Below are 13,780 nucleotides of genomic sequence, written 5' to 3' on the forward strand. Positions count from 1 at the left end.
CTATTTGGGAGAATTTAACTTTATTTCATTTATTTTTGGACTTTATATAATCTCAAATTTTGTTTCATGCAAAGAGTATATCTGGATAGTGCTGCAACAACGCAAGTTAGGGAAGAAGTTATTGTGAAAATGCAGGATGCACTTGCTAATTTTTATGGGAACCCTTCTTCAACGCATAGTTTTGGCCGTTCTGCGAAGACTGCCGTCGAAAAGGCCAGAAAAACAATTGCCAAGGAACTCAATGCACAACCTTCGGAAATTATTTTCACCTCCGGGGGGACCGAGGCCGATAATATGATATTAAGAGGTGCAGTTAGAGATTTGGGGGTGAAGACTCTGATTACCTCTAAAATAGAGCACCATGCTGTATTGCATACAGCGGAAGCTTTGCATAAAGAATATGGAGTAACTCTTCACTATGTTAATTTGGACCCTTTTGGAAATCCAGATATTAACCACCTATCAAGTTTGTTGCAACAAGACGATTCCAAAAAGTTGGTCAGTCTAATGCATGTCAACAATGAAATTGGCAATACCATAGATATAGATGCTATTGGAAAGCTTTGCGCGGATAACCAAGCGCTTTTTCATTCTGATACCGTTCAGTCGGTTGGTCATTATGGCTGGGATGTAAAAAAAACACCAATTGATTTCTTAACGGCAGCAGCTCACAAATTCCATGGTCCAAAAGGTATCGGCTTTGCCTACATAAAAAGAAACACAGGCCTTAAACCATTAATATTTGGAGGTTCACAGGAGAGGGGTTTTAGAGCAGGAACTGAATCTTTCCACAATATTGTAGGGTTAGAGGAAGCTTTTGTCGCAGCCTATGAAAATATGGATGCCGAACGTGCGCACATTACCAATTTGAAGAAATATTTTATACAAAAGTTGGCGGAGGAACTTCCGAAAGCCAAATTTAATGGGCTATCTGGAGATTTAGATAAGAGTACATACACATTGGTTAACGTTTGTTTGCCCTTTAGCGAAGAAAAGTCATTGATGCTACTTTTTCATTTAGACCTTAAGGGAATTGCATGTTCAAAAGGAAGTGCATGCCAATCTGGAAGTGATTTAGGTTCCCATGTGCTCAAAGAAATACTTTCTAATGAAGAATTAAAAAGACCATCACTGCGTTTCTCTTTTTCAAAATACAACACCAAGGAAGAGTTAGATTACGTTGTTGAAGTGTTAAAAGCTTATGCTACCGATTAATTCTTTTGCTTTTTTTTGCTTTTTCCCTTTCATATGGAAATTTACGAGTGGCAGATTTCATCATGCCATCTATCAGGTCATTAGTATTTTTCCCCGATTTTTTATTAATTTCCTTCTCGTATTTCCACAATAATTTTCCGCTATCTCCATCACTAATCTTCATGCCTATCCTTCCGTAATTAGAATCTCCTAATAAGTAATCAATGAAACTGAAATCGGAAGGGATGCCTTTAGATAGTAAAATGTTGAGGTCAAGGTTGCCACTAATAATACCATCTACTTCTAGAATTTTACAAAGCTCTTTAATAGTGAATACATCAATGTTTTCATAATCAATATCATTCTTGGCCAAGATAGCATTGGTGTTTTTAATGTTTTGAAATTCTACTGAAAATTTTTTCTTCTTTTTGATGCGTGAAAAATAAATTTCCAATGCATCCTGGACGGCATAACCCTCTTTTTTTTCCAGGGCCTTAAGCTCTATTTTTGAGATATTATCCTTTAATTCCAAATTAGTCAGAAAGGGTATGATGGCCAAAACCTCATGTTCACTGCTGAGCACTTCAAATTTATCACTTTCGTAAATATTTTTTTGAGCATTTAATGCCAAAGTGGTAAATAGTACAACGTAAATAAAATTCTTCTTCATTGCTGTTCTTCTAAAAGCGAGTCCCAATTTTGAGGTTCAATACGCGAGTTGTCATAAAATTAGGGACTGCATATTCCCTTTTACTATCCACGTCTCTTACCCATGTATTGGTAATTGAGTTTTGGTTATTGAAAAGATTAAAGATTTCAAATCCAATATTTAATTCTTTGAACCCATGTAGCCAATGCTTTTTTGGATATGTTGTATTGGCATCTACAAAAATATGTGAAATTCCCAAATCTGCCCTCCTATAATCTCTTAATCTATTCTGAAAGTTGTAGGGATCGGCATAACTTGGAGATCCACCTGGCAATCCTGTGTTGTACACAAGATTTAAATACATCTTTAAATTTGGGATGTTTGGCACATAGTCTTGAAATAAGATATCAAAGTTAAGACGTTGGTCAGTTGGTCTAGAAATATACCCTCTTTCATTTATATTTTCTTCGGTTTTAAGATATCCTATCCCAAACCAAGACTCAGTGCCGGGAACAAAGGCACCATTCATTCGTATTTCAGCTCCATACGCATAAGCCTTAGCATTATTTGCTGCTGCATACCTAATTCTAACGTCCTCCAAGGTGTAGGGGTTAACGCTATTCAGTTTTTTATAATAGAGTTCACTCTTTAAAGTGAAAGGTCTGGTCCAAAGTAAAAAGCTATATTCATTACCTAGGGCCGTATGTACAGATTTTTGGGCCTTTACATCGGTATTTACCATTCCTTCCCGGTCCCGTAATTCCCTGTACATAGGTGGTTGTTGATAAAGTCCGCCAGAAAAGGTGAATAGCATATCCATATCCCAATTGGGTTTGATGGAAAATTGCCCACGTGGGCTAACTATGGTATGGTTGGACTTCGCAACATTTTTTCCGCTCACCGTCCAAAGTTGCGCCCTTATACCTAGATTATAATACATGTGATGTCCAAGCCATTCTAACTTATTGCTATACTGTGTAAAGCCTGAAAAACGGTTGGTTTTAATGAAATTTTGGGCACTCACCCCATCAAAGGGGATAATAGGTTCGTCAAAAGCTTCATTAGGTTGGTTATTCTCAAATTCCTGCCTCGGTGGTCTTACAGAAAAACCTAATGAATCTAAAAATTCCGATTCCCGTAACTGATCCCGAATATCTTCATGGGAATATGTAGCTCCCCATTCTAATAACTCAGAATTCTTGGAGTAAGACCCCTTGTGTGAAATATTTAAAATTAAAGCATCCAAATCATTCCTCGCCCTGTTGAATTGGGAGCCAATACCTCTTGTGCCAATTGCTCCACCGACATTATCACTGTTTAGATCAGTATCTACAGCACCTAGTTCATAGTTGGCAAAAATATCGGAGTATTCTTCTTCGGTGGTATGATATAAAGAAGTAGTAAGGTTTAAATTCAATTGATTATGGGGTTTATAGCTCCACATTACAGCTCCTTGAGCGGTTTGAAACCTGTTCTTTTCCCTTCCTTCATAAAAGATCAATAAGGCCTTTGGGTCATCTAGTGTTCCAAAATTTGTCTGTCTTGTTAATGGTTCGTTCTGATAATCGTTTAAGGAATAGGAACCCAGAATTCCGAGTGTAACCTTATTAGATATTCTGTAATTAAGGAAGGACTGTATATCTACAAAGGTGGGATTGAAATTGGATTTGGTTTGTTGACTGTTCACTAACACACTATTGTTTCTGTAGCGTATACCGGTAATAGTAGATAGGTTTTTTTCTTTGGAGATGGTTTCAAGCGTACTGCTCAGGCCCAGTAGGCTAGCATTGGCTCGAACTGAGAATTCTAAAGGCTTTTTATAGGTGATATCGAGGACAGAGGAAAGTTTATCTCCATATTCAGCTTGGAAACCGCCAGGCGAAAACGTTAGATTTTGAACTAAGTCAGGGTTTACAAAACTAAATCCCTCTTGCTGCCCAGATCTGATGAGAAAAGGGCGGTAAACTTCAATACCATTTACATAAACTAAATTTTCATCGTAATTGCCACCTCTTACCGAATATTGGGTGCTTAATTCATTGTTGGAGTTTACCCCTGGTAATAATTTTAATATATTTTCTACGCCTGCATTTGCCCCTGGAATACGCCTAATTACTTCTGGAGAAATAGTAGTAATGCCAACTACACGCTTTTCACCTGAAGCCGAAACGGTAACCCCATCCACTTGGGTTATTCCTTCTTTTAGAATAGGATTGAACTCAAAGGTTTCGTTAGAAGAAAGAATCAAATCTATTAAAACTACATCCTCATGGCCAATATGAGAAAAGGTAATGCTCGTTTTTTTTTCCGAAATGATTTTGAGGATATAAAAACCATCTTTGTCAGTAACCGTGCCTTTTGTTTCTGTGCTGACGTTCACATCTACCAAAGGAATATTGTTTTCGTCCAAAACAACACCAGTAATGATGGCAGTTTGTGCTAAGGAAAAATTACTTAGACAAAGCGTAAGAATAAGGAGTACAGTTCTTAGGCACTTCAATTTTTAATTTCTATAAAATGTACTTGTAAAGGTACTAGTATTTCCAACATTATCAGTAACCACTATTTTGAGCTCGCATTGTTTTTGATTTAAAATTTTATCATCGAAATTATAGGTAAGGGTATTGTTCTTGGTTTCATACTCCATCAATATCCAATCTCCATTGAGGGTTGCTGTGTAGGTATCAATGCCACTAAGATCATCAGTAATCGTTAAACTCAAATATCTATAATTGGTTAACCATTGCTTGTCTTTAAAATTTTTACTTTTTATCTGAGGTGAAATGGTGTCCTTGACTAAGGCGTATGTACCTAAATTTTTGGTTCTTGTGGTAAAAGTGTTGTCCCTTCTGTACGTGGAGGTGTAGCTTGGCTTTAATCGATTCCCTAACCGCGCAATAAACATTTTGTTACGTTCCTCTTCGGAATATTTGGAAGCATCAAAAGTTATAGTGAAATTCCTGTGGGCAGGGACTCGACTGTTGTGTATAGTGACAGTATCACTTCCTTTTTGCAAATCCATATAAAAATCATCATAAAAGGTGTTTGCAGGAAAGTATACTTGGGCTGCTCCAAGGTCATAATTATTCGGCTTTGAGGCTATAATATAGGTGTCTGTTTTATTATTTTGCTTAATCACTTTTAATGGTAGTTTTTTACCTTCTACTGGTATGACAACTTTAGTGATATTATTTTCCAGATCCTTTAAAAGGATCTCTACCTGATAGCTCATTCCTTCATTAATAACAATTTTTCCATCGTTTTTAAGGGTATTGTAGATGGTAAGGTTATTGCCAGGTGATTTAAAACATTTGGTAATCCATTTTCTGTATTTTCCAAAATAGTCATAATCTATCAAGGTATTTATATAGCGAGTTTCACTGAAAGAAAATTTCTCAAAATTGAAATCGGTATACACTTCTGCGTTAACCAATTGTTGTACAGAGAATACTCCATTTTTATTTGCAGCCATATCCTGCCTGTCATAAGCATTGAATCCAAAGCCAATTGTTCCGTTGGCATACACCTTATCTGCTAAAAATGAACCATCACTTTGTCTGGAGAAGTTTATTTGAGACAAATCGTTGCTTTGGTTGACCTGTGCATCGGAGGAAAGCGGGTAGGCATAAAGCTCTAGTAGGGTAGGGTTGGTAGCGTCCCTAACCTGCAATCCATAAAGTAAAGGATTTGTAGGCATCTCAGAGGCGCTATTTCTTATCTCAAAGTGTAAGTGAGGTCCGGCAGATCCACCTGTATTGCCACTGTAGGCCATTAGGTCTCCTTTTGCTACTCTTAGTTCTCCATAATCGGGGAATACTTCAACTTCAAATGATTGTTTTTCGTATTGTATTTTCTTGATATAGGTCTCAATTTCGGGTGAAAATTTTTGAAGGTGGCCGTAAACTGATGTGTATCCGTTTGGATGTGTCAAATAGATTACTTTGCCATAACCCCAGAGAGATACCTTTATTCTGCTTATGGTGCCCTCAGAAATGGCATAAACGGGCAGCCCTTCGCGCTGTTGTGTTTTTATATCAATGCCAGAATGAAAATGGTTGGACCTAAGTTCTCCGAAATTACCCGATAGTATCAATGGAATATCTAGAGGAGACCTAAATACATCTTTAGGATAATTGTCTTGTGCACAAATAGTTAGCGAAAAAAATAGCAGTAGCCCCAAAAATGTAATTCTCATAATGTGTGATAAGGAAATGCGAATGTAATTAAACGGTTCAAATGGTAAAAATCTATCGTTGTTAAAATGGTTAAACCAATATATTTGAACCAATTGTATACCCTATAAATTTTTCCGCTAAGAATAATTGTAAAAAGTATTGCGAAGTCGTTTGAGGTATGTTAACTTTGTGTAAAATGCATTGAAATTTGCATATGAGTGAACTAGTGGAAATTGTTGATTCTTTAGAAAATAAAATTAGTAAGTTGCTACATAAATTAGAGCTTCTTGATCTGACTAATTTAAAATTGGAAGAAGAGTTGAACGCTATGAAAAAGGGCCATGAGCTTACTAACAATTCCGTTTTGGAATGGGAGGAAAAGTACAATTCACTTAAGCTTGCAAGTTCTATGCTAGGCAGTAATACAAATAAAACGGAAGCTAAGCTTAAAATAAACACGTTAATTAGGGAGTTGGACCATTGTATAGCCCAACTTGCAGAATAACGTTCAACAATACAATGTCAGAAAAGCTAAAAATAAAACTTTCTATTGCGGACAGGGTATATCCTTTGACCATAGATCCTAGCCAAGAAGAAGGTTTACGCAAGGCTGCTAAAAATATTGAGCAACTGGCTAAGAAATTTGAGCAAAGTTATGCAGTAAGGGACAAACAAGATGTTTTGGCCATGTGCGCTTTGCAGTTTGCTTCTAAAATTGAGCAGAAGGGAATAGACCAATCAGAAGATACTAAGGAAGTCGAGGAGCGATTAAAAGCTCTTGATAATCTTATTTATTCTAAGCTCGAAAGGAAATAAGTTCTTTAAAATAAATAATGTTACTGCCCACATTGGTAATTATTTTTGACAAACTCAACACTATTTTGTTTGAAAAGGGTGAGTTTAGATTGTAAAAGCAGGCCTTACTAGTATAAGGATCCTTGATCAGTCTGTTAGCCCTAAACCTGTTTATCGGGGTTTGTACAAAACTTCCTCCAATGTGGGCTTTTTTTTTAATAATTTTTTAAATTATGGACAGTACTACATTAATTATAGTAGGCATAGTTGGTCTTGCAATTGGTTTTGCCATTGCTAAGATTATGGAAAAGGGAAAGGCTTCCAAAACCATAGACAGTGCAAAAAAAGAGGCAGCCTCCATTATCAGGGAAGCTGAAACGCAAGGCGAAAACACGAAAAAGGATAAGATTTTTCAAGCTAAAGAAAAGTTTTTAGAGCTGAAAGCAGAGCACGAGAAAGTCATTATAGGCAAAGAAAAAAAGATTGGAGAGTCTGAGAAACGGGCTCGGGATAAAGAATCGCAGATTAGTAACGAACTTGCTAAGACTAAAAAACTGAACGATCAGCTCGAGGTAAAACTGGAAGAGGTAGATCATAAAAGCGAATATTTAGAGAAAAAGCAATCTGAATTGGAAAAGCTGCACAAGAGCCAAGTTCAACAGCTAGAGGTGATTTCGGGATTATCTGCTGAAGATGCCAAAAGTCAATTGATGGAATCTTTGAAGGAAAATGCAAAATCTGATGCCATGGCTTACATACAATCCACGGTAGAGGAGGCTAAATTAACAGCCCAACAAGAGGCCAAGAAAATTGTAATCAATACCATCCAACGAATAGGAACTGAAGAGGCCGTAGAAAACTGCGTTTCTGTATTTAACTTGGAATCAGATGATGTTAAAGGTCGTATTATTGGTCGTGAAGGAAGAAATATAAGGGCCCTAGAGGCTGCAACGGGTGTAGAAATTATAGTAGATGATACGCCTGAAGCTATTATACTTTCTTGTTTTGATTCCGTACGAAGGGAAGTGGCACGTTTATCGCTCCACAAATTGGTAACCGATGGTCGTATTCACCCAGCACGAATTGAAGAGGTCGTTAAGAAAACAGAAAAACAGATTGAAGAAGAGATTGTAGAGATAGGAAAGCGTACCGTTATAGATTTAGGAATCCATGGTTTGCATCCTGAACTTATTAAGGCTGTTGGTAGAATGAAATACCGTTCTTCTTATGGTCAAAACTTATTGCAACACTCTAGGGAAGTTGCCAAACTCTGTGGCGTAATGGCAGCGGAGTTGGGACTTAACCCAAAATTAGCCAAAAGAGCAGGTCTTTTACACGATATAGGAAAAGTGCCAAACACTGAAGCCGAGGTAGAGACACCACATGCTATTTTGGGGATGCAGTGGGCAGAGAAATACGGTGAGAAACCAGAAGTTTGTAATGCCATTGGTGCTCACCATGATGAAATAGAAATGAAAACTTTGATCTCACCAATTGTTCAGGTTTGTGATGCTATTAGTGGTGCCAGACCAGGCGCAAGAAGACAGGTGTTGGATTCGTATATACAGCGTCTTAAGGATTTAGAAGATATAGCCTTTGGTTTTGGTGGTGTTCAAAAGGCTTATGCTATTCAAGCTGGTAGGGAACTTCGCGTTATAGTGGAAAGTGAAAAAGTAAGTGATGAAAAGGCAGCGGAACTATCTTTTGAAATTTCACAAAAAATCCAAACAGATATGACCTATCCCGGTCAGGTGAAAGTGACCGTAATCAGAGAAACACGAAGTGTGAATGTTGCGAAATAATTAGAACTAAATATTTTTAAAAAGCGAGCTTTAAACGGTTCGCTTTTTTTTTGGACTTTAGGTACTCCCCAATCATAGTTTGCTTGCATAATTTGAAAGTAATTTGTTGGTCTGTTTTTGAAGCTTCTTTTTAAAGAAAGTAGTCCATCCAAATACATATCCCTTAAAACCCAAAGCCTGTATGGACCATTGGTAAAGATCAAAGGAATCTTTATGGGAAATGATTTTCCCATCTTTAAATCTAAATTCGGCTTTTATAGTATTGTGTATTTCCCTTCCTGTTTTACTAAAAACATAAAATGCCTCCCATGTCGCTGTTGTGATTTCATCGGAAATTTCAATTTTAGATACCTTAACCTTAAACTCTTTTCCTTTTTGGGATGCACATAACATTCTCCACATGTTTTTTACCTGCTCACCTTTTAAAACACCAAAAGCAGGGTCTTCAAAAATAATAGCTTCATGATATAGAGAAACCATGTTTTCAGCCTCTAAACTGTTGAACGCCTTATAAAATTGTTCTATTCGTTCTTTCATTTTAAATGGGATAACAATGTATTTTAGAAAATCTTTTCAAGTAATAAACAAGTGCCCTATTATAGTTCAATATACAAATAGATTGGCTTGAGTTAAAAATACTATAAGATTATTGTATCTTTAAATCGTATGATAAAAGACACAAAACTTGCTGTATTGATAGACGGCGACAACATTCCTTCAAAGTATGTAAAGGAGATGATGGAAGAAATTACAAAGTACGGAACGCCCACTATAAAAAGGATTTATGGTGACTGGACCAAGCCACATCTTTCCAAATGGAAAAATATTCTTTTAGAGAATGCAATTAATCCTATTCAACAATATGGGTATACTGTAGGTAAAAATGCTACGGATTCCGCTATGATTATAGACGCTATGGATATCTTATACTCCAATAAGGTAGATGGCTTCTGTTTGGTTTCTTCGGACAGTGATTTCACCAAATTAGCCACCAGATTAAGGGAGGCAGGATTGCAGGTATATGGAATTGGAGAAAAGAAGACTCCAGATCCGTTCATAGTAGCTTGTGATAAGTTTATATATTTGGAAATCCTTAAAACGGACACTGAAAAACAAGACGGGCAGTCAGATTCCAAAAAGCAAGACGTAGACAAGATAACCCCCAAGATTATGCGTTTGTTACGTAATTCAGTCTCAGATGCCGCAGATGAAGATGGTTGGGCTTTCATGGGCGATGTAGGATCTTTAATCCTTAAAAAGCAACCTAATTTTGACGCTAGGAATTTCGGATTTGAAAAGCTGACACCTTTGTTTAAGTCATTATCCCAATTTGAAATAGATCATAGGGACCAACCCAATGCACGCTTTAAACTTGTATACGTAAGGAACAAATAGGATTAAGCACTGCTATCTAAGACCTCTCTTCCTTTGGTAATTAAGGTTATTGTCATAATAAAATTGAATCGAATAAATTAGATGTACCTTTGCAGCTTCATATAGAGGTGACTATAAATAAAAGGTCGTTTCTTAAACAATTTATATGTCATTCAAATCTTTGGGCTTATCCGATGCCCTGTTGAAAGCTGTCGACAAAAAAGGATACAACACACCTTCACCAATTCAGGAAAAAGCAATACCACAAATATTAGAAAGAAAAGATGTTTTGGCCTCCGCACAAACGGGAACGGGTAAAACAGCAGGTTTTACGCTGCCTATATTACAAATCCTTTCCCAGGCTCCTATATTAAGCAGAAGGCCTGTAAGGACACTTATACTTACGCCAACAAGAGAATTAGCGGCTCAAGTTTATGAAAATGTTAAGGAATACAGTGAGTTTTTGGACATTAGGTCCGCCGTTATATTTGGTGGTGTCAATGCAAAACCACAAATCGCGACCTTGCGTAATGGAGTTGATATTTTAGTAGCCACTCCAGGGCGTTTATTAGATCTTCATGGCCAAGGGGCACTTTCATTGAAAAGTGTTGAAATATTGGTCTTGGATGAGGCTGATAGAATGTTGGATATGGGTTTCCTTAGGGATATTAAGAGAATACTGAACCTAATGCCAGCCAAGAGACAAAATCTATTGTTCTCGGCAACTTTTTCGAAGGAAATTAAAAAATTGGCAGGTGGATTCCTGCACCATCCAGTATTAGTGGAGGCGACTCCAGAGAATACAACTGCAGAAAAGGTAGACCAGCAAGTGTATCGCGTTGACAAAAGTAGAAAACCAGAATTGGTTATTAAGTTAATTGGTGAGGGAGACTGGCAGCAGGTTCTTATTTTTACAAGGACCAAGCACGGTGCAAATAGGCTAAGTGAAAAGTTGAACAAAAATGATATTACCGCTGCCGCTATACATGGAAATAAAAGTCAAGGCGCCAGAACAAAGGCACTAGATGGTTTTAAAAAGGGAAGTGTTAGGGTATTGGTTGCTACTGATATTGCAGCACGTGGGTTGGATATCCCCTTATTGCCACACGTAATTAATTATGAACTTCCTAACGTACCGGAAGATTACGTACATAGGATTGGAAGAACTGGTAGAGCAGGAGCCAGTGGCGAAGCTCTTTCTTTAGTGTCCCAAGATGAGATGGAATATGTAAGGGGGATAGAAAAATTATTGGGCTTGAAATTGCCCAGTGCTGTTTTGGAGGGTTTTGAGCCAAGTGGTAAGCCCGAAAAGGATGAAGAGGATGATAGAGGTCCGCGACAAAGAAATCCAAGGTCCAAAGCGAAACAAGACTCAGGGAATAAGAAGCCTAATAGATTTAAAAGTAGATCTGGCGGAAATAGAAATTCTTAAATATAAAAACGGGACCAATTGGTCCCGTTTTTATTTATACCAGTAAAAAATATTGATTGCTACTCCTTTTCAGGAGTGTCATTCTCTTCCATTTCTACCTCTTCTGCTTCTTTATTTAAATTGTTTTCTAGAATATTTAACTTTTTAAGTTTGGCCTTCCAGGTGCTTAACGCATCCTTGTGATTGTTTATATTCTTGATAACCTCCTTAACAACTGGGCTGTCTTCTGAGGCATTAGAAAAGAATTGTAAATTATTTTCCAATTGATTGATTTCACTTTTGCTTTCAGTTATTTTTCTCCTTATGAAGGTGCGTTCGTTGTATATGGCTCTTTCATTATCGGCACTTGCCAATTGTTGAATTTTATTGCCGTATTTCATCAATTCAGCCTCCTGTCTGTTAATGTCCAATTTATTAAAAAGGGCATCCAAGATCTTATTGAATTTTACATTTATATTTTTCTTATTGAAAGGAACCCTTCCATAGGTTTTCCATTCCGCAATGAATTCTTTAATACTCGCTAAATCTTTTTGCTTGTCCCCACTGAGTTCAAAAGCTTTTAATTTATCTAAACAAGCATTTTTTAGTGATAGATTTTCTTCCTCTTCTTTGTGTGCTACATTTTTTAAAGAATGCAAACGGTCAAAGTAGTGATTACACGCATCTTTGAATTCATTCCAAATTTTGTCAGAATACTTTCTTGGAACGTGACCTATTTTTTTCCATTCGTTTTGTATACGCTTCATTTCGACTGTAGTGGTGTCATAATCATCACTATCCTTTAAGGATACAGCAAGGTCCAATAAAGCCCTTTTATTATCGAGGTTTTCCTGTTGGTCTTTTTTAAGGTTTTTGTAATAGGCGTTTTTGTTTCTATTAAAATTACGAACACCCTCTTTAAATGCGGCCCAAGTTTGCTCATTCACCTTTTGTGGTACTTTCCCAGCTTTAAAAAAGGAATCTCTTAATTCTTCCACTTTTTTCATTTGCAACTGCAGCGCCTTATGGTTGTTGGCCATGTTTCCGGCAATACCATTTATGGATTCTATGATCTCATTTTTTTTCACAAGGTTTTCCTCATAGACCTTTTCCATATCTTTGTAATGGTCTTGTCTACGCTGGTGGAGAACTTTGGTTGCATTGCTGAATGCCTCCCATATTAGTTCTCTATGTTCCCTATCTACAGGACCAACATCTTCCTTCCAGATCTTGTGCAAGGTTTGTAGTTCTTGAAAAGCGTTGCTTAGATCGGGTTCATTGGCCAAAGATTCAGCACGTCCTATTAATCGCAGCTTTTCTTCTAAATTATGTTTGAAATCGAGGTCGCGAAGTTCCCTATTGAGATGAAGGAAATCATAAAATATTTCAATATGATGATGGTAGGTGCGCCAAACATCATTGTAGTTGGTTCTTGGTATAGGTCCTGCTGTACGCCACCTCTCTTGTAAATCTTTGAAATTTTTATAGGTGGTATTTATATCCTCTTCTACATTGACCAAACCTTTAAGTTCTTCTATAATGGTCAGTCTTTTGTTTAGATTGTCCTTTAGGTTGTGCTCTAGGCTTTTATAATATTGGTCTCTCTTTTCCCGATATTCGGTATAGACCTCGTTGAATTGTCTTTTAGTTACTGAATTATATTTAAAGTCAATTTCATATCCGCCATTACTGACATATTCTTCCTTTTTATGTTCAATAAAATCCTGAAATTTTAAATCGAATTCATATTTGATGCCATCAATATGTTTTTTGATGGCTTGTACTTTTTCGTTCTTCACCAAGCGTTGTAACTCCCCAACTAAATTTTCCATGGACATGGAATGATAGTCTAATATTGGAATTTGATGCCTAACACGATTGTCTTCATCTTCTGCATCCTCTGCATTGGATTCATCTATTTCTTCCAGTAAATCTTCTTCTTTATCATCGGCAGGAGCTTTTTTCTCTTTTTCAGAAGACGAAACTGTAGTCTCCTTTATAGTGGAATTGGAAATATCCTCCTCTTTCTCTGCGATAGGAGCTTCAGATTCTTTTTCTTTAGTAAGAGCCTTGTCGATGGCCGCTTCATGTTCATCAGAAGAAACAGCATTCTTTTTCTCAGCCTTAGGGGCCTTGGGCTCTTTTTCCATTGGAGGAACCTCAATAGTGCTTTCTTCTTTTTTTTCTTGAACTTCAGTGCTTTTCTCTGAGCTCAATGAGACTTCAGTAGTTTCTGATTTTTTATCTCCACCTACATTATCCTGTAGTTGCTCGTCTTTTTCTTCTAACATTTTTAGAATGTTTTTCGGTTATGTGATACTGCACTATTGTAAGATAGTGACAATCGTGTTTTTGACAAAGTTAATCAATCTACCTTTAA

11 protein-coding genes and 1 other RNA gene are annotated in these 13,780 nt (G+C 37.0%); 7 read left to right on the plus strand and 5 right to left on the minus strand.

Annotation, left to right across the window (positions count from 1 at the left end; genetic code table 11):
• The first annotated feature begins 66 nt into the window (after positions 1 to 66).
• Positions 67 to 1,215 (plus strand): cysteine desulfurase family protein, encoded by a 1,149-nt coding sequence (locus tag ABXZ36_RS06060; protein ID WP_354614597.1) that lies wholly within the window; start codon positions 67 to 69, stop codon positions 1,213 to 1,215.
• Here the strand turns inward: ABXZ36_RS06060 and ABXZ36_RS06065 are convergent.
• Genes ABXZ36_RS06065 through ABXZ36_RS06075 form a run of 3 tightly spaced genes read right to left on the minus strand, consistent with a single transcriptional unit; the run spans position 1,205 to position 6,038 of the window.
• Positions 1,205 to 1,864 (minus strand): hypothetical protein, encoded by a 660-nt coding sequence (locus tag ABXZ36_RS06065; RefSeq protein ID WP_354614598.1) that lies wholly within the window; start codon positions 1,862 to 1,864, stop codon positions 1,205 to 1,207. The genes ABXZ36_RS06060 and ABXZ36_RS06065 overlap by 11 nt on opposite strands.
• Before the next feature lie 10 nt (positions 1,865 to 1,874).
• The gene (locus tag ABXZ36_RS06070; protein ID WP_354614599.1) at positions 1,875 to 4,343 is read right to left on the minus strand and encodes a TonB-dependent receptor; all 2,469 of its coding nucleotides are present in this window, start codon (positions 4,341 to 4,343) and stop codon (positions 1,875 to 1,877) included.
• A 3-nt stretch (positions 4,344 to 4,346) separates the two neighbouring features.
• Positions 4,347 to 6,038, minus strand: coding sequence for a M23 family metallopeptidase (locus tag ABXZ36_RS06075; RefSeq protein WP_354614600.1), 1,692 nt, complete (start codon positions 6,036 to 6,038; stop codon positions 4,347 to 4,349).
• A 194-nt stretch (positions 6,039 to 6,232) separates the two neighbouring features.
• Here ABXZ36_RS06075 and ABXZ36_RS06080 point away from each other — a divergent pair, with 194 nt between their 5' ends.
• The 4 genes from ABXZ36_RS06080 (at position 6,233) to rny (ending at position 8,615) form a co-directional block, all read left to right on the plus strand.
• On the plus strand, positions 6,233 to 6,523 hold the full coding sequence (locus ABXZ36_RS06080) for a hypothetical protein (protein ID WP_354614601.1): 291 nt from the start codon (positions 6,233 to 6,235) through the stop codon (positions 6,521 to 6,523).
• Positions 6,524 to 6,537: 14 nt separating this feature from the next.
• Positions 6,538 to 6,834: a cell division protein ZapA gene (locus ABXZ36_RS06085; RefSeq protein WP_354614602.1), complete on the plus strand. Its 297-nt coding sequence runs from the start codon at positions 6,538 to 6,540 to the stop codon at positions 6,832 to 6,834.
• A gap of 52 nt (positions 6,835 to 6,886) precedes the next feature.
• Positions 6,887 to 6,996, plus strand: a non-coding RNA gene (ssrS, locus tag ABXZ36_RS06090) — 6S RNA.
• Between the two features lie 50 nt (positions 6,997 to 7,046).
• Complete coding sequence (gene rny / locus ABXZ36_RS06095; protein WP_354614603.1) at positions 7,047 to 8,615, plus strand: ribonuclease Y; 1,569 nt, start codon at positions 7,047 to 7,049, stop codon at positions 8,613 to 8,615.
• A gap of 72 nt (positions 8,616 to 8,687) precedes the next feature.
• Here rny and ABXZ36_RS06100 read toward each other — a convergent pair whose 3' ends face one another.
• Positions 8,688 to 9,152 carry a nuclear transport factor 2 family protein gene (locus ABXZ36_RS06100; protein ID WP_354614604.1) on the minus strand — a complete coding sequence of 155 codons (465 nt, stop codon included), beginning with the start codon at positions 9,150 to 9,152 and terminating at the stop codon, positions 8,688 to 8,690.
• A gap of 129 nt (positions 9,153 to 9,281) precedes the next feature.
• On the opposite strand from ABXZ36_RS06100, the gene ABXZ36_RS06105 reads away from it, so the two are divergent.
• Complete coding sequence (locus ABXZ36_RS06105; protein ID WP_354614605.1) at positions 9,282 to 10,010, plus strand: NYN domain-containing protein; 729 nt, start codon at positions 9,282 to 9,284, stop codon at positions 10,008 to 10,010.
• Between the two features lie 145 nt (positions 10,011 to 10,155).
• Positions 10,156 to 11,421: a DEAD/DEAH box helicase gene (locus ABXZ36_RS06110; protein WP_354614606.1), complete on the plus strand. Its 1,266-nt coding sequence runs from the start codon at positions 10,156 to 10,158 to the stop codon at positions 11,419 to 11,421.
• Between the two features lie 59 nt (positions 11,422 to 11,480).
• Here ABXZ36_RS06110 and ABXZ36_RS06115 read toward each other — a convergent pair whose 3' ends face one another.
• The gene (locus tag ABXZ36_RS06115; protein WP_354614607.1) at positions 11,481 to 13,691 is read right to left on the minus strand and encodes a DUF349 domain-containing protein; all 2,211 of its coding nucleotides are present in this window, start codon (positions 13,689 to 13,691) and stop codon (positions 11,481 to 11,483) included.
• Positions 13,692 to 13,780 lie beyond the last annotated feature (89 nt).

It is taken from the genome of Sediminicola arcticus (genome assembly GCF_040566695.1).
Taxonomy (GTDB): Bacteria; Bacteroidota; Bacteroidia; order Flavobacteriales; family Flavobacteriaceae; genus Sediminicola; species Sediminicola arcticus.